This is a genomic window from Halothece sp. PCC 7418 (assembly GCF_000317635.1).
GTDB lineage: Bacteria > Cyanobacteriota > Cyanobacteriia > Cyanobacteriales > Rubidibacteraceae > Halothece.
Genome location: NC_019779.1, coordinates 943,996 through 964,230, shown reverse-complemented (window position 1 = coordinate 964,230; position 20,235 = coordinate 943,996). Strand labels below are relative to the sequence as shown.

The following is a 20,235-nucleotide window of genomic DNA, read 5'->3' as shown; positions in this document are numbered from 1 at the left end:
GCCCTATTACGTAAAAGAAATCAACGATGTCTAAGAATGTCTTCGTTGTTGGTGCGGATGCCTTTAATTACCAGCAGTTGCAAGCTCTCCCTAGTGTGGAGGGGTTTAACTTTCATCATTTACTGACCTTTGATGAAGTGAAAGGGGGTGGTCACTATCCTCCCTTTGATCAGCTATTGGAGCGTGCCGAGGAAGAGTTAAAGCGTTTTCCATGTTCCATTGATGCCATTATTGGTTACTGGGATTTTCCCGTGACTTCCATGGTTCCTCTGCTTTGCGCTCATCATGGGTTACCCGCCCCTTCCGTAGAATCAGAGATGAAATGTGATCATAAATTTTGGAGTCGTTTGGAACAGAAAGCGGTAGTTCCCAATCATACCCCTGCTTTCAGTGCCATTGATCCCTTTGCGGAGAATCCTCTCGCTAACATTGAACTGGAGTATCCGTTTTGGCTGAAACCGATTAAAGGCACTGACTCGCTGTTGGCGTTTAAAATCAGTAATTCCCAGGCATTTACTGAAGCAATTTCTCAAATCCGACAGGAAATCGTTTATATTGCTCGTCCTTTCAATCAACTATTGACTCATGTCCAGTTACCGCCAGAAGTTGCAGCGATCGACGGCTATCACTGCATCATTGAAGAATTAATGAGTGGACACCAATGCACCATAGAAGGATACGTCTATCAAGGAGAAGTCCACACTCATGGGATTATTGATTCCATTAATTATCCTCGCCGTTCCTCATTTTTCCGTTATCAATACCCTTCACGCCTTCCTCAACGAGTCAAACAGCAAATGATGGAGTCCTCGCAGCGTCTGATGAAGCATATTGGTTATAATAATGGCACTTTCAATATCGAATACTTTTACAATCCCCGCAACAAACACTTAATGATATTGGAAGTGAATCCCCGTATCTCTCAGTCTCATAGTGTAATGTTTCAGATGGTTGACGGGACTTCCAATCATAAAATTGCTTTAGACTTAGCACTGGGGAAACAACCTAATTTTCCTCATCGTCAAGGTGAATATGGTTGTGCAGCTAAGTTTCATTTCCGTCGGTTTGAAAATGCTTATGTCACCAAAGTCCCGACTGAGGAAGAGATTAAGGAGATTGAGCACAAGATTTCGGGAATCAAAATTGACATGATTGTCCGAGAAGGGATGATGCTATCCGATTTAATCGAACAAGACAGCTACAGCTATGATCTGGCTCATCTCCATATTGGAGCGCGTAACCAAAAAGAGCTACTGGCTAAATACCGCCAAGTCTTAGACTTACTTCCCCTACAATTCCAAGATCGCGTTCCTTAGTCTAAAAGTTATCTTAAATCTAATGTTTGAGTTCTCCATGTTTTGAAAAACATGGATTCTAGACGTTGCTACGAAGCGAGATTAAATCTCGCAATCGAAGCGTCTGCGATATGATTTCTTCATCGAACTGAAAATATCATAACGCTTGGGAACACTCAAACATTCCCGACATACCTCGGTTAGACCTAAGCCTAACTGTGTACTTACCTTTCTTAAGATGTTCGCTGCGCCATTACAGTCAGCATTAATTAACTTACCGTTACGAGCTTGATACAAACCTCTTTTCACTCTCTTTCCTGATGCTTTCCAGTTGGCAGGTTTTTCACCGCCGAACACTGGTAAGTAATCATTATCCAAGTACGAGCTACGGGAGGTGTAACTTTCCTCGGTTTCGGTAAATTGAATTCCTACTGAATTTGAGGAGGGAGTTTCCCGAATTGAAAAAACTTCCCACTTTATGGAGTCCCAGTTATTTTGTAAGTACAGCAGGAAATGTCAGTTCAGAAACAATTAAGATGTATATTGACAATCAAAGAGGAAAATGATACAGAGGACTAAAGTCCTCATTCGCCATTCATGAGGGGCTGTCGTCGGAACGAGGGTGACGACGCTTGTAAGCCCCGTCCATCGGTTTCAAACCGATGGCTCTCTGACTGTTTTACTGTAGGCGGTGTTTTTCACAATCGCCCGATTAGGAGGTTGACTATTTTAATTTAGAACTTCACTCCTAACTGTCCATTAACACCCCGTATAGAATGATATCCAGCCCCGAAAAAAACATTCCCTGGCGGATGGACTTGTAACCCCCCAGAAATCGCCACATCATCTTCCGCATCGTCATATAAGCCAAGACCGATGTAAGGAGAAACAACGGGAAAACTAATAAACTTGATGACATCAACACCAAATGCGCCATCTTCGCGACCCCCAAGTTCTACGCCAAAATCAAACCAACGTACCCCAATCCCATAACTGACCTCACTGTCTTCTACACCAATCGTTCCCCAAGGTTGTGGGGTGATTTGACTGAGGGCGGGTTTGGAAGTTGTAATAACACCTAAGGTGGTTGCTATTAGGGGAAGAGAGATTTTTAGAATCGAGTTCATGAGATCAATCAACTAACTGCTACTGAAGATGACGTTCTTTTTGGAAGACAGGTTGCAAAATTGGGAATGCAATCAAGATAACTTAGAATAAAGTGTCTGCAAAAAAACAAAAGCAATTATGTCTCAAGTTAGAAAAAAACACATCTTATTATCCAGTTTAAGTGGACTCATATTAGGACTGATGACGATGCTTCCTGTTGGCGCAACAGAAACCGAGCGCGATCGCGCCTTCCAAAAAATTGAACAACCTTTAGCCGTTAAACTGTTAGTTTCTGCGGGTGGCTTGGGGTTGATTGGCTTAGAGTTATGGTGGTTTCTCCTCAGTGAAAAAACAGCCAAAAAAGCAGAAGAGAAAAAGAATATACAAGAGGTAACTATTACCGTTGATGGGGGTTACGATCCCGCAGAACTTATTGTAAATGTGGGAAAACCTGTCCGCATCAACTTTCTGCGCCGTGATCCTAGTAGCTGTTTGGAACAAGTTTTAATCCCTGATTTTAATCGTTCCGTCAGTTTAGCTTTAAATCAAATTACGAGTGTTGAATTTACGCCTCAAGAAACAGGTGAATATGAGTTTACTTGCGGGATGAAAATGTATCGCGGGAAAATTATTGTCCAATCAAAATAGTATAAGATTTATCAATCTAGCAATTCTCGCACTGGCGAGGAACATTCTAATCTGAAATACGTATATAGCAATCCCAAGATTTCCTCGTTTGTCGCCTCGCTGAAGAGAGATTTTAATTTCATCAAATCGTAATTGTTATTTTTCTTAAAATTAATGTGATTTTTGCTTAACGTTTACTCTAAGATCGTGGAGAGCCAATTTTATTCATTGATGGTAGGGTTGGCAATGCCCACCCTAGGAAAGGTAACATCTACTTTTTAAATTGGTATAAGCATTTGTTACCAAACAGATATTTTTTGACTAATCGATTATGTCTCTAATTAAAAATCACTTAAAATCATACTTTCGATGGGTCAAAAATCGGAAAATATTCCAACTTTTGATAGTTTTCTTAATAACAGTTGTCTCGATTCCGTTATTAGTCACTGCTGTCCAAAGTCAGCAACCGACAACCGTAAAAGTTCTGATTCAGGCTTTGGAAGCAGCGCAACTCGAACCCATTGTGCAAGACTTCAATGAAGAAAATCCTGATGTGCGCCTAGAAATTGTAGAAGCGCCGAACGATACCAATCAGGTTGAAGACCTCTATACCTCAGCATTTTTATTAGGAGATTCTCCCTATGATTTAGTGTATATGGATATTGTCTGGACACCAAAATTTGCAGCAGCAGGATGGTTAAAAGACTTATCCGATCGCGTGTCTCAAGAAGAACTCGATCAATTTTTAGACGGCGATGTCAATGGTGGACGATATGAAGATGGACTGTATCGGATGCCATTTCGGTCAGATGCAGGAATGCTGTACTATCGCACCGACTGGCTACAAGAAGCAGGCTATGAACCGCCAGAAACCTTCACAGAATTAATGCAAATTTCCCAAGGCTTGCAAGACCAAGACTATACCCCGTGGGGTTACGCTTGGCAAGGGAAGCAGTATGAAGGACTCTCGGCGATGTTTGTGGAAATCCTCGCTGGGTTTGATGCCTTTTGGGTTGATCCAGACACCTTAGAAGTGGGGTTAGATCAGCCGAATGCTATTGAAGCGGTTAAATTCTTGCGGGACACCATTGACGAAGGCGTTTCCCCCCCGGGTGTGACGACTTATAGCGAAGAACCCACCCGACGGTTATTCCAAAACGGCGAAACCGCTTTCCTCAGAAATTGGCCCTATGTTTATGGGTTAGCCTCAGAATCAGACATTGCTGGCAACTTTGCCATTAAACCCATGCCACACGCGCCTAATGGTAGAAGTGGTGCTTGTCAAGGGGGATGGGGAATGGGGATTGCTGAAACAACCGACCATCCTGACGCAGCATGGCAAGTGGTGGAATACTTTAGTCGTGCCGAAACTCAGAAAAAATATAGCCTGCAAACTGGTTATGTTCCCAGTCGGCGCGAACTCTTTAATGATCCAGAGTTAGTGGAAAAATATAGTTATTTACCTGAACTGCTGAATGTCATTGAAAATGCGGTTTTACGTCCACCGATCGCGCAATATTCTCAAGCCTCAGATATTCTACAACGGTATCTCAGTGCTGCCATTTCCAAAACCATGTCCGCAGAAGAAGCGATGAATGCAGCAGCCAGGGAAACCCGTCTCCTCTTGAAGCGTTCTAAATAATTAAGCTATGAAAATCAACTCTATCCGTCAGCGAGATCAACTGACCGGTTGGTTACTTTCCTTACCTGCACTAATTATCCTAATTTTAGTCTTTGCCTATCCCATTGGTCGGGCGTTTTGGTTGAGTTTATTCACCGAAAACTTAGGCACTCAACTCGAACCCATTTTTACTGGTTTAGAAAACTATGCCCGAATGTTCGGAGATGGTCGTTTTTGGAATAGTATCGGCAATACAACCATTTTTACCTTTTTCTCTCTACTTCTAGAGTTACTCTTAGGAATTGGCGTTGCCCTCGTTTTAGACCAAAAATTTCGCGGTCGCGGTATTTTAAGAACCATTGGGATTTTACCTTGGGCGTTACCCACTGCGGTGATGGGCTTAGCTTGGGAATGGATTTTTAATGACCAATATGGGGTTGTTAATGACATTCTCAGAGGCTTAGGAATTATTGATTCTGGGATTACTTGGTTAGGCGATCCCTCACGCGCCATGTTTGCTTTAATTCTTGCCGATGTTTGGAAAACAACCCCTTTTATTGCGGTAATTCTCTTAGCCGGATTACAAGCAATTCCCCAAGATTTATACGAAGCCCACTCCCTAGATGGGGCAAATCCAGTACAGAGCTTTTTTACTATTACCTTACCCTTAATTACCCCACAAATGATTATTGCATTACTGTTTCGGTTTGCCCAAGCCTTTGGCATTTTCGAGTTAGTTACAGTCATGACTGGTGGGGGTCCTGCTGGGTCAACAGAAACCGTTTCTTTGTATATTTATGACACCGTAATGCGTTATTTAGACTTTGGCTATGGTGCAGCCTTAATTGTGATTACCTTTTTAATTTTAATCGTTGCCGTTGCCATTGCTGGAATGATTCTGGCGAAAACTGATGTGAATGTAACTGGAGAAGAATAAACTATGACGATCGCGCAAAAACAAGAAGCAACAATCACCACGAACACTCCACCCAAGCCTAAACTTCCCAAGCGAAAAATTGCCCTTTTGATCGGCATTCTCTTTGTCGCTGTCTTTTGTCTCGCCCCCGCGTTATGGCAAGTTTTAACGTCCTTTAAAATTAATGACGCGATCGCGACCGTACCCAATGTTTATCTCCCCAGTTTCGATCAGTTAACCTTAGACCATTACCTTAATCTATTTAATCGTCGTCCCTTTTTACTCTATATTTTCAATAGTTTATTTGTTGCAGCAACCGCCACTTTAATCGCGTTAGCGACGGGCGCACCTGCTGCTTATGCCCTAGCCAGATTAAAGATTCCTGGGGAAAAATTTCTCGTTGCCATTGTTTTAATTGTTACGCTATTTCCCTATGTCTTACTCTTTTTAGGTCTCTTTGAAGTCGTAAAAACACTCAATTTAGGCAATAACTATCTCGCTTTAATTATTCCTTATGCAGGTAAGAACTTACCCTTGACCATTTTGGTGTTAAGAACCTTCTTTCAACAGTTACCCAAAGACTTAGAAGATTCCGCCAAAGTCGATGGTTATAACACGGTGCAAATGTTAGTGAGAATTGTCTTACCGATGACCGTTCCTGCATTAGTGACAACTGGAATTCTTGCCTTTATTTTCGCTTGGAATGAGTTTATTTTCGCCTTAACCTTTGTGACAGAAGAAAGTATGAAAACCATCCCTGTTGCCACAGCACAAATTGGCGGTTCATCGATTTTTGAAATTCCCTATGGTCCCATTGCAGCAGCAACGGTAGCAGGAACCCTTCCCCTTGTTCTCTTAGTCTTATTCTTCCAACGTCGCATTGTACAAGGACTTACGGCGGGTGCAGTTAAAGGGTAATTATTTAAGGCAATCATAAGCAATAATTAACAAAGGAATCAATCATAATGGCACAACTACAACTGAAAAATCTTCGTAAAGAATACAACTCAAAAACAGTTCCCATTAAAGACTTATCCGTTGATGTAGAGGATGGGGAATTTCTTACTTTTGTTGGTCCCTCTGGCTGTGGAAAATCGACAACCCTACGCTTAATTGCTGGTTTAGAAGAACCCACTCAAGGGCAAATTCTGATTAATGGCAATAATATGAATACTGTCCCTCCGGGTGAACGGAATGTGGCGATGGTATTTCAAAGTTATGCCCTCTATCCTCACATGACCATTGCGGAAAATATTGCTTCTCCCCTGAAAATTCGGAAAACTCCTAGCGGAGAAATTCAACAGCGCATTGATCAGGTGGTGCAAAAATTAGATTTAGAACAGTCTTTGTTAGACCGTAAACCTGGACAACTCTCAGGAGGACAACGCCAACGGGTTGCTGTGGCGAGGGCGTTAGTCAGAGATCCAGAAGTCTTTTTATTGGATGAACCGTTAAGTAACTTAGATGCGTTATTGCGGGAACAAGTTCGTGCGGAATTAAAACAGATTTTTAAGTCTCAGAATAAGCCTGTGGTTTACGTAACCCACGACCAAACTGAAGCAATGACCCTTTCTACTCGCATCGCCTTGCTTTATGATGGTGTACTGCAACAGTTAGACACCCCGTATCAGATTTATAATTATCCGGCAAATAGCTTTGTCGCTGGGTTTATGGGCAGTCCGCAAATGAATCTGATTACTCTCAACTGTAAAGGACAACAAGCCATGTTGGGAAACTTTGGGATTAATCTTCCGGGGTTATCTGAGATTCCTTCACAAATTATGCTTGGCATTCGTCCTGAGGATGTTCGTCTCGCTAGAGAGGGGGATCAGCAAACGGTGAAAGGACAAGTGATTTTAGTGGAAGATTTAGGAAAAGAACAACTGTTAACCGTAGAAGTGGAAGGGGTTAGAGACAAACAATTGCGGAGTCTGATTCCCGTGGATCAAAATTGGGAACGTGAGGAAGTCGAACTTGCCCTTCCAGAACATTCCCTCCATTGGTTTGATGTGGAAAGCGGCGATCGCGTGGGTTAAATGATCGGGCGTAATCTGCCGAAATGTTCTTCTCCCTGTCGAGAGGGAACAGACTGTTTGACTGGATTCAACTGCATGATTTCAAATTTAGACCCAAATAAGTCTTTAATTTCTGGGGGTTGAATACCGTGTGGGGGGCCTCCAGACCGTTGATGGGTAAAGAAAATCGCGATTAATTCCCCTGTGGGTTTGAGTAAAGAATGCACCAGATTAATATAAGCGGTTCGTTTTTCCAGAGGGAGGGCGCAAAAACAGGTGTGTTCGATGACGTAATCAAAATGATTTTGATAGTCTTCTGGAAGATGGAAAATATCTTTTTGCAAAAATTCAACGGGAAGTTCAGCCTGTTTCGCCAGTTCCCTTGCTTGCGCGATCGCGGAAGGGGCAAAATCAACCCCAATAACATCATGCCCAGCTTCTGCAAACAACAGCGCATCATACCCCCGACCACAGCCTAAAACAAGAGTTTTTCCCGCAGGTGGTGCAGTTTCTGATTGCAGAAAGTGCAGAAACGGCGGTGCTGCTTGACCTAAATCCCAGCGATCCGTTCCTTCTTGATAGCGATTTTCCCAAAAATGGGGGGTTAATGTACTTTGCATTCCTTGTGTTACTCGATAGTTGATAGTGAGCAAATGCTATTTTAATTGATAGTTAATTGATGAAACACTCATCAAAAGCGGTATTTTTCCTCCCCTAACCACAAACTAATCGGAACTGCATTTCCCCCTTCATCAACTTTCACTTCTACGACAAAGGGACGTTCGGGATTATTCTGGAATTGGTTAATCCGATTGTTAATTTTGTCTCGCTGGGCTTCTGGAAAATAGTACTGTTCCAAGCCGTAATTGACCCAATTATCATTTAACTCCCCTTGAATTGCGACTTGATTGTCAGGTAGGTCAACAGGGGGTTGATGACGAATCGCGATCGCGCGCCATGGGGGGGGAGGAGAGGTCTGATTGTCTGTTTCTGGTGCTTGTAAAATCACATAGACTGTCGTTCCATCGGGCGGTAGGGTTTCATCGAGGCGATGGGTTTGGCGAACAACAGTTTCCCAACCAGGAAGGTCTTGAACCCTTGCTAAAGGAGAGATTTCATAGCGTAGGGTTTGAGAATATCCTCTCAGTAAATCGTAAGGATCAACAGGAACGGTCTGTAAAATAACGGTTTGACCAGTGAGATGGGTATAAACGGCTTGCGCAGGGATAGCACAAATCAGCGCAAGTTGAAAGCTAAGGGGAAGCAAGAAATGAGTCAAGGAAGGTTTATTCATAAAGCATTGATAGGAAAAATGACACAAATTCCGAGATATGTATCTGTTTTAATGGTAGAGAGTTTTTTTTGTGGATAACATAGGAATTAAGGAGCAGTGGCTCATGAACTGAGCAAGGAATTGCTGTTGGTACTATGGATATGCAGCTTATTAATATTGGATTTGGAAATATTGTTTGTGCGAATCGGGTGGTAGCAATTGTTAGCCCAGAATCAGCCCCCATTAAACGAATTGTCACCGATGCCCGTGATAGAGGTCAGTTAGTTGATGCCACCTATGGTCGGCGCACCCGCGCGGTTATTATTACGGACTCCAGTCATGTTATTTTATCGGCTATTCAACCCGAAACGGTTGCACATCGCTTTGTTTTGAGTAAAGATAACCAAGCAGCAAGTAATTAACTCAAAATTTCATGGAAAGCGGTCAACTCATTGTTATCACTGGACCTAGCGGTGTCGGAAAGGGAACGTTAGTCAAATTACTCCTAGCCCATCATCCAGAACTCACGGTATCAACTTCGGCGACGACACGCCCTCCTCGTAAGGGAGAAGTGAATGGAGAAGATTATTTTTTTCTCTCCCGTGACGAGTTCGAGACGATGATTGAAAAGGGGGAGTTTTTGGAGTGGGCTGAATATACAGGAAACTTATATGGAACACTCCGTCAAGCTGTAGAAGAAGAACTGGAACAAGGGAAACAAGTGTTATTAGAAATTGAAGTCCTAGGAGCGAGGAAAGTTCACGAAAGTTTCCCTGAGGCAACTCGTATTTTTATTTTACCCCCTTCTCTAGACGTACTAGAAGAACGGTTGAAAAAGCGAGGAAAAGATAGTCCAAGCGCGATCGCGCAACGCTTGGATTATGCTAAAACCGAACTGGAAGCAGCAGAGGAATTTGATTATTCCCTTGTCAATGATGATGTTGATCGCGTCTTGGTTGAACTGGAAAAAATCATTTTTAATTAGTCACTAGTCACTAGTCACTGGTCACTGCTAACCCCTTTTCCGAAGAATTTAGGCGGTTCGGAAAGGGTAAAAATTTCTTGATATTGCGCGATCGCGCGACGAATGTAGGCTGGGGTTTGGAATAAGCCTAAAACCGTAATCCCATCAATTAAACCTAAGTCACCAGTAGTTTGATCTTCTAACAATTGGTCAATCGCTTCTGGTTCAGGTCGGGTCTCAAGGGGAGTATGAGAAGATAAGGTGAAACTCCAAGGTTCACCATAGGTGGGAACAAACGTCGTATAAGACGCATTATGCTCAAAAACAGTTTTGAGGGTATTCACTAACCGCGCATGAGTAGCAATATAGGGATCAGCAACGGGTCCAGCTTGTAAGACAAACTTGCCATTGGGGGCTAAAATCCGATTGATCTTCTCAAAAAATTCTTTGGTAAACAGTTTAAACGAAGGACCTTCTTCAATGGGATCAGAGAGATCACTAATCACCACATCCCATTCTTCCTCACTATTGTCTAAAACAGCCAACGCATCCCCAATGACTAACTCAGTGCGGGGATCATCAAATGCGCCAGCGTGCATCTCGGGTAAATGTTGTTTACAAGCAGCAACCACTTCCCCATCAATATCCACCATTTTCACTTTTTCTACAGTTTTCCAACGTAAGACTTCACGAATGGTTGCTCCCTCTCCTCCGCCTAAAACAAGGACTTTTTTGGGATTTCCCTGCGCGATCATCGCGGGATGCACTAACGCCTCATGATACAGATATTCATCCACCGTAGAAGATTGCCATTTACCATCGAGGACTAACCCCTTACCATACGCCCCTGATTTCACAATATACATTTCTTGAAACGCTGTTTTTTGGTACGCCAAGGTTTCTGTAATGCCATGAACGTAAATATCCCAAGGGGTAATATATTCGGTAATCCAAAAATCTGCTTTTAATTCGCTACCAGCCATGATGCGTCTCCTTTTGTCTATCAATCATCCAGAACTTCTAAAGTTACCATAAACAGGGGATTAAACAAGAGACTCAACAGTTGCAAATTATTTCGCACCAGTACGACTCATCTTGAAACCTTGACATCAAAAATAGCAGTGCGCGATCGCGCAAAGTAAACCAATCAATTTCTTTGCGATCAACCTCAACAACCACCTTGACATCACAAAAACCTTCTTAAGTTTGCTAAAATCAAACACGCACAAACTTGTAAAAGCAGTGGCTACTGGGCGTTAAATACATATCTATGGCAAATACCTACACTGTCGAAATTCGTCACCGAGGTCAGACTCATACCATTACCGTTCCCGAAGACAAAACCATACTCGAAACCGCCCATCAAGAAGGGATTGATCTCCCCAGTTCTTGTACGGCTGGAGTATGTACAACTTGCGCTGGACTCATTTTAGAAGGAGAAGTGGATCAAACCGATGGCATGGGGGTATCCCCAGAGTTACAAGAAAAAGGCTATGCTTTGCTGTGTGTAGCTTATCCGCGCTCTGACTTAAAAATTGAGTCAGAAAAAGAAGATGAAGTCTATACGCAACAATTTCAACAACCTTAATTCATTAAATTGTAGGGTGTCAGGTTAATACACCCTACCGACAAGGGAAAAAAGTTATGAACGATCGCGCTGTATTTCAATGGTCTCGACAGTGGAAACAACTGCTTCAGTTTGTCAGTTTGTTTGGTTTGTGTGTGGTCCTCATTATCGGTTGCAATAACCAACAACAGACCTCAACCCCTGATGCGTCTTCTAGCAATGCCGATCGCGTTAGAATTGGCACGACCCTGAAACCACGCACCCTCGATCCTGCTGACAGCTATGAACTTGCAGGGTTAGGACTAATTTATAATCTCAGCGATCGCCTTTATACTTATCAATTGGGAACAACCGATTTAGAACCGCAATTGGCAACTGAACTGCCTGAAATCAGTGAAGATGGGCTAACTTATACCATTCCCTTGCGCGAAGGGGTGACATTTCATGATGGGACTGTTTTTAATGCAGAGGCGATGCAGTTTTCCCTCCAACGATTTATTGAAAATGGCGGGAAACCATCTTTTTTATTGGCAGATCTCATTGAAACTGTTGAAGCAACGGCGGAGTATGAACTCACCATTAGCCTAAAACAACCTTTTGCTGCTTTTCCGTCATTATTAGCTTTTCCAGGGGCTTGTGCGGTTTCTCCAGAAGCGTATCAAATTGGCGCAGGAGAATTTTTACCGAATACTTTTGTGGGAACAGGACGCTATCAACTCACTGAGTTTACCAGCGATACAGTCCGCCTTGATCCCTATGCCGACTATTGGGGAAACCAACCCGCAAATGAAGGCGTGGATATGCAGATTTATGCCAGTAACCCCGCCAACTTGTTTAATGCGTTTCGCACAGGTGGCGTTGATGTGGCGTATCAATCTTTTGATCCCAATCAGATTAAGAGTTTGAGAGAAGCAGCGAGTGAGGGACAATGGCAAGCAATAGCCTCTTCAGGAACCGCCGTCAACTATTTAATGTTGAATACTCAAGCCGAAGCCGTCGAAAATGTGGAAGTGCGACGCGCGATCGCGCAGATGATGGATCGAACTTTGCTCAATGAACGGGTGTTACAAGGACAATCTGAACCCATTTACAGTCTAATTCCCACCTCTTTTGCAGCTTATGAACCGAGTTTTCAAACTGAATATGGAAGTGCCGATTTTGCAGCAGCGAAACAGAAACTGCAAGATTTAGGTTACTCTGAAACTAATCCTGTGACCCTAGAAATTTGGCATCCCTCGGGGTCAACGATTCGGTCTTTAGTGGCAAGTACCCTCAGCGCGATCGCGCAACAAGAATTAGATGGAGTTCTTAACATTCAACCGCGAACCGTTGAATCAGCCTCCTTTTTTAGTAATATCAGCAAAGGGATTTACCCTGCAGCTTTAATTGACTGGTATCCCGATTTTTTAGATGCAGATAACTATATTCATCCCTTCTTATCTTGCACCGAAGGCAGTCAAGACAACGGGTGTCAGCAGGGAGGCGCAAACACCCAAGGCTCATTTTATTACAATGAGCAGATGAATGAACTAATTGATCAACAGCGGCGATCGCGCGATCCAGAAGAACGGAAAGAAATCTTCGCCGAAATCCAAACCCTTTTAGCCGAAGATGTCCCTTATGTTCCTCTTTGGCAAACCATTGATTACGCCTTTGCCCAGAATAACATTCAAGGAGTCACCATTAATCCCAGTCAGAATTTTCCCTATTGGACAATCGAGAAGTGACATCCTCCCCCGCTAAACTTCCTTATAGCGGGGGCTTCCTCGTTATTCATCCGAATGGGATTGCACCACTGATCTAAGACTGGAATTCCAGATAGTAGTAGGGTGGGCAATGCCCACCCTACAAAGTAGTCCTTCTTTGTTCAAAGTGGTATTGCAAAGTTTCGTTGAAAATATAGACATCTATAGTCTATAACGAACATATGAAACTTTCCACCTATGCCAAACAAAAAGGAATAAGCTATCGAACTGCACATCGGATGTGGAAAAGAGGGGAATTAAATGGATATCAGTTACCAACGGGAACGATAATCTTAGAAACTCCCAGTTCTTCTGTCAAAGGTGTTGTTATTTATGCGCGAGTTTCTAGTGCTGAAAATAAGGATAACTTAGAGTCTCAAGCAGAAAGGCTTATTCGTTATTGCTCCGCTAAAGGTTACCAAATTACCAAAGTGATTAAGGAGGTTGGAAGCGGAGTCAACGACAAACGCAGGAAATTATCTAAATTACGATCGCCAAGATGATTACCACTTAATTGTTGTTGAACATAAAGATAGGTTGACGAGAGTAGGATTTAATTACTTAGAAACTCTGCTTAACAAGCAAGGAAAATCCATAGAAGTAGTAAACCTGTCTGGAGAAGAAACAGAAGATATAATGCAAGATTTTATTAGCATTATTACTTCCTTCTGTGCCCGCATTTATGGATGACGACGACGAAAAAGAAAAACTGAGTGCCTCATTAATTGCTTAGAAGAAAATGAGACAAGTTCAAAAGCATCTAATCAAGAAAACTCATAGGCAATTTGCTGAGATTGATCGGACAGCGTTTGCTTCTAAGAACTTATTCAATTCTGCTGTTTATATCTGCCGTCAGGCTTTCTTTAATGGAACACCAATTCCTAGCTTTAACCAGCTTTATCACTTATTAAAGACTGGAAAGGACTATCAAGCCTTACCAACTAAAGTCGCTCAGTTAGTAATTAAACAGGTGGTTAGATGTTTTAAGTCTTACTTTGAGGCAATTAAAGCATATGAGAAAAACTCCGATAATTTTTTCTCCAGACCTAAACTTCCTAGCTATAAGGATAAAACTAAAGGTAGGAATGTTCTAACCTATAATAGTCAGGCTTTTTCTAAAAAGTGGTTACGCCAAGGTTTCATTAGCCCCTCTGGGCTGTCCCTAAAAGTACCAACCAACCTAAAACAAATAGAAGAAGTAAGGATTATTCCTAAGAACAATTGTTATGTTTTAGAGGCTATTTATACGGTTCAAGAAGCACAACTACTACCTCAAGAAAAAGTAGCTGGGGTTGATATAGGTTTGAATAATTTAGCAACGGTTGGAAGCAGTGATCCTGATTTTAAGCCTTTTATTGTTGATGGGAAAGCCTTAAAATCTTGCAATCAGTTTTACAACAAAAAGAAAGCAAAACTACAATCTCAGCTACCCTCTAATCAGTTTACTTCTAAAAAACTAGAAGGATTAACACTAAAACGCAACAATAAAGTGGATTATTACCTCCACACAGCTAGTAGATTAATTATTAATCAACTTTTAGAGCGCGGTGTTGGTCATCTAGTGATTGGAAAGAATGAAAACTGGAAACAAAATATAGAAATAGGAAAGCGTAATAATCAAAACTTCACTCAAATTCCTCATGCTCGTTTTATAGATCAATTAACATATAAAGCAGAGTTAGTGGGGATTAAAGTAACTTTGACCGAAGAAAGTTACACTTCAAGGTGTAGTTTCCCAGACCTAGAACCAATTAAAAAGCACACTAATTACAAGGGACGTAGAGTTAAAAGAGGTCTGTTTAACTCTTCTTCTGGTCAAAAAATCAATGCAGATCTAAATGGCTGTCTCAACATCCTAAGAAAAGTAGTTGGTGACTCTATCTTTGATGGAAAACCAATAGAGAGGCTTGTAGTTAGCCCAGTAAGGTTCCAGCCTTACAAAGCCTGAGTAGATATTTGTCTACAAAATTGGTAACTATAAGTGGCATTCTGCACCTTAAAGATCAACCTTAACGGCTACTGAGTTATATTGTCAGCATCACGGTTAGAAAAAGTGATCAGATGACCATTGAAACCTTTGCGATTATTGCCTTTTTTATTCTTGGGTTTGGGCTGATTTCGGGCTATCTGGAAAAAACAGTCATCACCCCGCCCATGGTCTTCGTCACCTTTGGTTTGCTTCTCAGTACCCAAGGTTTAGGAATGATTAATCTTAATCCTGATAGTGAAGGAATTCGCCTGATTGCCGAACTAACACTGATTTTAGTCTTATTCACCGATGCTTCTCGGATCAACCTACAACGTTTAGAGCGAGAATTTACACTTCCTTTAAGGCTTTTGGGGATTGCTCTTCCCGTTATTATTGCTTTAGGAACACTGTTAGGTTATCTCATTTTTCCAGAGCAATTCACTCTTTGGGAAGCAGCAATTTTAGCCACTATTCTTGCGCCGACAGATGCAGCTTTGGGTCAAGCCGTGGTGAATAGTCGTCAAGTTCCCGTTTGTATTCGCCAAGCAATTAATGTTGAAAGTGGCTTAAATGATGGGATTTGTTTACCGATTCTTTTTATTTTCTTCTCTCTGGCGGGAATGGATGAAAAAGGAGAAGGTTTAGGCTTTTGGGTCTTGTTTACAACCGAACAGCTTCTGTTAGGGCCGTTTATTGGCGTTGCAATTGGTTATATTGGCGGTTGGCTAGTGACAGAAAGTGTTGATCGCAAACTGATTAACCATGCTTTTGAGAATCTTTCAGTCATTGGTATCTCAGTATTAGCCTACGCCAGTGCTGAACTTGTGGGAGGAAATGGTCTGATTGCTGCATTTTGTGCAGGGTTAACCGTAGGTAATACAGCAACCCCAATTTGTCAATGTCTCTATGACTTTGGGGAAGCAGAAGGACAATTATTGATCCTGATTATTTTCTTACTGTTTGGCGCAACTATGGTCTTCCCCACTGTGGATGACTTAAACTGGCAAATCATAATCTATGCTGTAACCAGTCTCACGATCATCCGTTTACTAGGAGTTGCAGTTAGTGTCATTGGTTTAAGATTGCAATGGACAACAACCCTCTTTCTCGGTTGGTTTGGACCGAGAGGGGTTGCTTCTGTTTTATATGGCTTACTCCTCCTCGAACAACAAGCAATTGTTGAACGCGAGTTGATTTTTTCGACTATGGTAACTACAGTATTGTGTAGTGTATTTGCTCACGGGTTAACTGCATTTCCTGGGGCGCATTGGTATGGGATGCAGATGGAACAAGCCAGTGACGATCTGCCAGAAATGAAGATTGTTCACGATTTCCCCGTTCGTTTACCGTGGCTAGATATGCGTCGCCATTAGAACAATTCTTCCGTGGTTTCTGTGTCCTCAGTTGTATTTTGTGATTCTTGTTCTAGGAGTTGCTGCTGCTGTTGGCGAAACTGAGATGCAGCATCATTTAAGTTTTGTTGTTGCTCAATGCGATATTCTTCAAGAGAGCGACTTCGGCTTAAGTTAGAGCGATGGATTAAATCAAGAGGACTAATCCCTTCTCCCAAATCACTAGAAAAAGTATCTCTTTCACTGGAGGGATAAGGGTTCTCTTCCGTGGTTTGAGCAGATACAGAAGAAACGCCGATACTAGATATTAAAGCAAGACTAAGACCGAAAAATAAGTAACGAATCATAAAAAGCACCATCGATCAGTACATCATTTTTCATGATAATATCAACGGCGATCCATTCGCTTCTGATAATGGGATGGCATGGAGAGAACCAGAGGGCTTAGAGATTCTAAGTTTCCATACCTTAAAAAAGCGGGCGGCGGGAATCGAACCCGCATCATCAGCTTGGAAGGCTGAGGTTTTACCACTAAACTACGCCCGCACGGCTTTTTTCATTTGCTCTACCTAGGTTAACACAACCAATTCTCCTTGGCAAGTCTTCCCTCAAATCAAATTCCATGCTCTAAAGAGCCTAGTTCAGTGCGCCCCCTGAAAAGCGGTGAATAACCCGACCTATGAGTAGTCGCTTGACACGGCGCTCAGAGATTTGATTCTGAGAATCTCCCGCTATAATCTTGATTTAACGCCGAGAGTGTCAAACAACCAAGTTTCTGCTTCCTCGATTCCTAAGCCTTCCCGAATAATTTCTGGTTCATCCCCAGTGAGATCAATAATGGTCGAGACATCTGTTCTCACCTCTGATCCATCATCGAGAATAAGATCGACCAGTTTGTCCATGGTATCGAATAAACGGGCTTTTTCATAGCCAAGGGTGGGTAACTCTCCCGTATCATCGGGGAGATAAGCAGACGTGGAAATAATCGGGTTTCCGAGAGTTTGTAAAAGCGATTGGCAAACGATATGATCGGGAACGCGAATCCCACTGGTTTTCCGTTTTGGATTCATCACCAGTTTCGGAACTAATTTTGTCGCTGGAAGGAGAAAGGTATAAGTTCCTGGAATAAGCCGTTTCATCAACCGATAAGCATCATCATCCACACGGGCATAATCAGCAATATTAGATAATGATGAACAGAGAAAGGTGAGGGGTTTGTCATTACTCATTCGTTTCAAAAATCGGACTTTCTCCACCGCCGACTTGACATTCATGTCGCATCCGATCGCGTAAACTGTATCTGTGGGATATAACATCACCGCCCCGTCTTTTAACGCTTGAGCAACCGTTTCTAGAGTACGCTGTTGAGGCGTTTCGGGATGAATCGAATAAACAGTAGCCATGACAAAAATTGTATATTTGGATTGTCCAACAGGAATCGCTGGGGATATGTATTTATCCGCTTTAGTTGATGCTGGTGTTCCTTTGGATTATCTCATATCTCAGTTAGAACAGTTAGCCATCACGGAAGAATATCAGTTATCTGCTTATCCCTTGACCCATAATGGACAGGTGGCGACAAAAGTTGAAGTCCAGTTAAGCGCAAAAACTCCCCCGCATCGTCATCTCCCTGATCTTAAAACACTAATTCAACAGGCGAACCTCCCCCAAAGCGTTGAAGATTGGAGTTTAGAGGTTTTTCAACAACTGGGACAAGCAGAAGCAGCGGTTCATGGTGTATCTCCTGATGAAGTGCATTTTCATGAAGTGGGTGCAACCGATGCCATTATTGATATTGTTGGGACTTGTTTAGGCTTACATTGGCTCGGTGTGGAGAAAATCTATTGTTCTCCTCTTCCCACTGGCGGTGGGAGTGTCAAGGCTGCTCATGGACGATTACCTGTTCCTGTTCCTGCGGTGGTTAAACTTTGGGAGTCGCGGAATGTTCCGATTTATAGTAACGGGATTGAAAAAGAATTAGTCACGCCCACTGGTGCTGCTTTAGCCGTTACCCTTGCTGAAGGGTTTGGTCACGCCCCCGCAATGACAATACAGAAAGTGGGTTTAGGTGCGGGAACGGCGAGTTTATCTTTACCGAATATTCTCCGTTTGTGGGTGGGAGAAATAACAACAGCAGAAAATCTTGAAACTGTTGCTGTTTTAGAAACCCAAATCGACGATCTTTCCCCGCAAGTTTTACCCTATGTTCAACAATTACTCTTTAGTGCGGGGGCGTTAGATGTTTTTACCCAAGCCATTACGATGAAAAAGTCACGCTTGGGAAGTTTAGTTACTGTTATTTGTCCTGTGGATAAAATTTCTGAGTGTGAAGCAATTTTATTTCGGGAAACGACAACGATTGGGATTCGTCGTCAGATTCAAAACCGCAATGCTCTCAAACGAGAGGTACAAACGGTTAAAACAGCTTATGGTGAGGTTAGGGTTAAGGTGGCTTTCTTACAGGGAAAAGTGGTGAATGTTCAGCCTGAATACGAAGATTGTGTCAGGTTAGCGCAACAGCAGCAAGTTGCGTTAAAGAAAATTCAAGACAGCGCGATCGCGCTTTTTTCAGCAAGCCCTAACTGATATGAAATCCACTCATAGCTACTACAAATGACTGGTCTAACAATCCCCCTTCCTAAGCCAGGTAGGGTAAGCAGGGCCCACCCTACGACACCGAACCGATCTCATTTCCTGATGAAATCACAAAAAACTAGAAACTGATTAAACAATCAATTAAACTTCTGTGTTTTCCTCTTTCTTCTCTAACTCAACCCCAGACTCAGATTTTTCCTGTTGCTGTTGTTCTCGTCTTTCCCGTTGCTTACGATCTGCTCTGACTACATCTTCTAAGACCGATCGCGCTTGTTCCATTTTCTCTAGATTACTACGATAAAGGTCTAAATCTTTATCAACTTTTTCTTTCGGTAAATTCAGCGCTTGACAACAGTTATTTAAAACTTCTTCTCGTTTCTTATCATCATTGACAATCTCAGGATTCGCTTTTTCCAATACCGTATAGATGCCAATAATAAACAAACGGCTATACTTAAAGCGAGGATTTTCTCTAATTCCTTGTAAAATATCATTTAAATCACCCGCTTGGTCTAACGGTTTTGCTTCACATAACCAAGCCGTCACTGCTTCCCCAGAAGCCTGATCCGCAATCGATTTGACTTTTTCTGCATCCTGTCGATATTGTTGCGGATCGCTTTCAACCGCTTTACAAATCGCGTTAAAAATTGATTCTTTATCTTTCTCGGGTTGATAGCCTTGCATAAAGGTATCAAAGACGGTTACGACTCCCAAAGCATAGAAGGGATCATATTTAAAATCAATATTCACCGTTAGCAAGTGCATTTCCACCAACAATTCCTCAATCACTCGGCGGTAAATTGAGTTTAGGGGGCGGGTATGGAGTGTATAGAAGGTTCGTTTAGTTTCGGAAAGGGTGCGAAGAGTATCCACAGATTTTAGGTCAGTTTCTTTATATAATAGACAGCTTATTGATAGCAATTCTTGGGTTGGCGAAGTACATTCTTATTTTTTGTTATTTGTTCTTGGTTCTTCGTTCTTTGAGAATTGGAATACGAGTTGGAGTAACCAATCAATGAACCCTGTCGAGCAGAGCCCCTTGAAGCATAATGAACTAATAACACTCCTTAATTCAGATGACGTACCTCAACCAACTAAGAAACACTACATTTTAACTATTGTCTCGTTTCTAGAAGAATTTGCCAAGTTTCCTTAAGACATTGAAAAGTATTTTTGTCAAGTTACAGTA

20 protein-coding genes, 1 tRNA gene and 3 pseudogenes are annotated in these 20,235 nt (G+C 42.2%); 15 read left to right on the top strand and 9 right to left on the bottom strand.

All coding sequences use genetic code 11. The annotated features are described in order from the left end of the window. Window positions 1-26: 26 nt before the first annotated feature. Window positions 27-1,316, top strand: a complete 1,290-nt coding sequence (locus PCC7418_RS04445) for an acetyl-CoA carboxylase biotin carboxylase subunit family protein (RefSeq protein WP_015224977.1) — start codon at window positions 27-29, stop codon at window positions 1,314-1,316. Window positions 1,317-1,397: 81 nt separating this feature from the next. Here the strand turns inward: PCC7418_RS04445 and PCC7418_RS20860 are convergent. Then, window positions 1,398-1,724, bottom strand: a pseudogene (locus tag PCC7418_RS20860) (RNA-guided endonuclease TnpB family protein); the annotation flags it as partial. Between the two features lie 8 nt (window positions 1,725-1,732). On the opposite strand from PCC7418_RS20860, the pseudogene PCC7418_RS19705 reads away from it, so the two are divergent. After that, window positions 1,733-1,861 (top strand): annotated as a pseudogene (locus tag PCC7418_RS19705) (transposase); the annotation flags it as partial. 168 nt (window positions 1,862-2,029) lie between these two features. Here PCC7418_RS19705 and PCC7418_RS04440 read toward each other — a convergent pair. Then, complete coding sequence (locus PCC7418_RS04440; protein ID WP_015224976.1) at window positions 2,030-2,422, bottom strand: hypothetical protein; 393 nt, start codon at window positions 2,420-2,422, stop codon at window positions 2,030-2,032. A 118-nt stretch (window positions 2,423-2,540) separates the two neighbouring features. Between PCC7418_RS04440 and PCC7418_RS04435 the strand changes: the two genes are divergently transcribed. The 5 genes from PCC7418_RS04435 to PCC7418_RS04415 all read left to right on the top strand — a co-directional run bounded on the left by PCC7418_RS04435 (window position 2,541) and on the right by PCC7418_RS04415 (window position 7,602). Continuing rightward, window positions 2,541-3,050 (top strand): cupredoxin domain-containing protein, encoded by a 510-nt coding sequence (locus PCC7418_RS04435; RefSeq protein ID WP_015224975.1) that lies wholly within the window; start codon window positions 2,541-2,543, stop codon window positions 3,048-3,050. Window positions 3,051-3,429: 379 nt separating this feature from the next. Next, window positions 3,430-4,671: an ABC transporter substrate-binding protein gene (locus PCC7418_RS04430; protein WP_235620743.1), complete on the top strand. Its 1,242-nt coding sequence runs from the start codon at window positions 3,430-3,432 to the stop codon at window positions 4,669-4,671. Window positions 4,672-4,678: 7 nt separating this feature from the next. Continuing rightward, entirely contained in the window at window positions 4,679-5,587 is a 909-nt protein-coding gene (locus PCC7418_RS04425) for a carbohydrate ABC transporter permease (RefSeq protein WP_015224973.1), read from the top strand. A gap of 3 nt (window positions 5,588-5,590) precedes the next feature. Continuing rightward, entirely contained in the window at window positions 5,591-6,484 is an 894-nt protein-coding gene (locus PCC7418_RS04420; protein WP_015224972.1) for a carbohydrate ABC transporter permease, read from the top strand. Between the two features lie 47 nt (window positions 6,485-6,531). Further along, window positions 6,532-7,602, top strand: a complete 1,071-nt coding sequence (locus PCC7418_RS04415; protein WP_015224971.1) for an ABC transporter ATP-binding protein — start codon at window positions 6,532-6,534, stop codon at window positions 7,600-7,602. Here PCC7418_RS04415 and PCC7418_RS04410 read toward each other — a convergent pair. Next, entirely contained in the window at window positions 7,599-8,201 is a 603-nt protein-coding gene (locus tag PCC7418_RS04410; protein ID WP_015224970.1) for a methyltransferase domain-containing protein, read from the bottom strand. The genes PCC7418_RS04415 and PCC7418_RS04410 overlap by 4 nt on opposite strands. A 71-nt stretch (window positions 8,202-8,272) precedes the next feature. Further along, window positions 8,273-8,875, bottom strand: coding sequence for a GDYXXLXY domain-containing protein (locus PCC7418_RS04405; RefSeq protein ID WP_015224969.1), 603 nt, complete (start codon window positions 8,873-8,875; stop codon window positions 8,273-8,275). Window positions 8,876-9,009: 134 nt separating this feature from the next. Here PCC7418_RS04405 and remA point away from each other — a divergent pair, with 134 nt between their 5' ends. Together remA and gmk are read left to right on the top strand one after the other, a co-directional pair. Continuing rightward, window positions 9,010-9,276, top strand: a complete 267-nt coding sequence (gene remA, locus PCC7418_RS04400) for an extracellular matrix/biofilm regulator RemA (RefSeq protein WP_015224968.1) — start codon at window positions 9,010-9,012, stop codon at window positions 9,274-9,276. A gap of 11 nt (window positions 9,277-9,287) precedes the next feature. Beyond that, window positions 9,288-9,839: a guanylate kinase gene (gene gmk, locus PCC7418_RS04395; protein WP_015224967.1), complete on the top strand. Its 552-nt coding sequence runs from the start codon at window positions 9,288-9,290 to the stop codon at window positions 9,837-9,839. Window positions 9,840-9,853: 14 nt separating this feature from the next. Here gmk and PCC7418_RS04390 read toward each other — a convergent pair whose 3' ends face one another. Continuing rightward, entirely contained in the window at window positions 9,854-10,801 is a 948-nt protein-coding gene (locus tag PCC7418_RS04390) for a fused MFS/spermidine synthase (protein WP_015224966.1), read from the bottom strand. 287 nt (window positions 10,802-11,088) lie between these two features. Here PCC7418_RS04390 and PCC7418_RS04385 point away from each other — a divergent pair, with 287 nt between their 5' ends. The 5 genes and pseudogenes from PCC7418_RS04385 to PCC7418_RS04365 all read left to right on the top strand — a co-directional run bounded on the left by PCC7418_RS04385 (window position 11,089) and on the right by PCC7418_RS04365 (window position 16,472). Further along, complete coding sequence (locus PCC7418_RS04385) at window positions 11,089-11,406, top strand: 2Fe-2S iron-sulfur cluster-binding protein (RefSeq protein ID WP_015224965.1); 318 nt, start codon at window positions 11,089-11,091, stop codon at window positions 11,404-11,406. Between the two features lie 56 nt (window positions 11,407-11,462). After that, window positions 11,463-13,112 carry an ABC transporter substrate-binding protein gene (locus PCC7418_RS04380; protein ID WP_015224964.1) on the top strand — a complete coding sequence of 550 codons (1,650 nt, stop codon included), beginning with the start codon at window positions 11,463-11,465 and terminating at the stop codon, window positions 13,110-13,112. 200 nt (window positions 13,113-13,312) lie between these two features. After that, window positions 13,313-13,910: pseudogene (locus PCC7418_RS04375) on the top strand (IS607 family transposase). Further along, entirely contained in the window at window positions 13,870-15,078 is a 1,209-nt protein-coding gene (locus tag PCC7418_RS04370) for an RNA-guided endonuclease TnpB family protein (protein ID WP_015224195.1), read from the top strand. The pseudogene PCC7418_RS04375 and the gene PCC7418_RS04370 overlap by 41 nt, the downstream one beginning before the upstream one ends. Window positions 15,079-15,191: 113 nt before the next feature. Further along, entirely contained in the window at window positions 15,192-16,472 is a 1,281-nt protein-coding gene (locus tag PCC7418_RS04365; protein ID WP_015224963.1) for a sodium:proton antiporter, read from the top strand. Here PCC7418_RS04365 and PCC7418_RS04360 read toward each other — a convergent pair. From PCC7418_RS04360 to PCC7418_RS04350, 3 genes are all read right to left on the bottom strand, one after another. Continuing rightward, complete coding sequence (locus PCC7418_RS04360) at window positions 16,469-16,810, bottom strand: hypothetical protein (protein ID WP_216086674.1); 342 nt, start codon at window positions 16,808-16,810, stop codon at window positions 16,469-16,471. The two genes, PCC7418_RS04365 and PCC7418_RS04360, sit on opposite strands and share 4 nt — an antisense overlap. 116 nt (window positions 16,811-16,926) lie before the next feature. After that, a tRNA-Gly gene (locus PCC7418_RS04355) sits at window positions 16,927-16,997 on the bottom strand. A 185-nt stretch (window positions 16,998-17,182) separates the two neighbouring features. Further along, window positions 17,183-17,854, bottom strand: coding sequence for an L-threonylcarbamoyladenylate synthase (locus PCC7418_RS04350; protein ID WP_015224961.1), 672 nt, complete (start codon window positions 17,852-17,854; stop codon window positions 17,183-17,185). Between PCC7418_RS04350 and larC the strand changes: the two genes are divergently transcribed. After that, window positions 17,853-19,037, top strand: coding sequence for a nickel pincer cofactor biosynthesis protein LarC (gene larC / locus PCC7418_RS04345; protein ID WP_015224960.1), 1,185 nt, complete (start codon window positions 17,853-17,855; stop codon window positions 19,035-19,037). The two genes, PCC7418_RS04350 and larC, sit on opposite strands and share 2 nt — an antisense overlap. Window positions 19,038-19,187: 150 nt before the next feature. Here larC and psb29 read toward each other — a convergent pair whose 3' ends face one another. Further along, complete coding sequence (gene psb29 / locus PCC7418_RS04340; RefSeq protein ID WP_015224959.1) at window positions 19,188-19,919, bottom strand: photosystem II biogenesis protein Psp29; 732 nt, start codon at window positions 19,917-19,919, stop codon at window positions 19,188-19,190. Window positions 19,920-20,235: the final 316 nt, after the last annotated feature.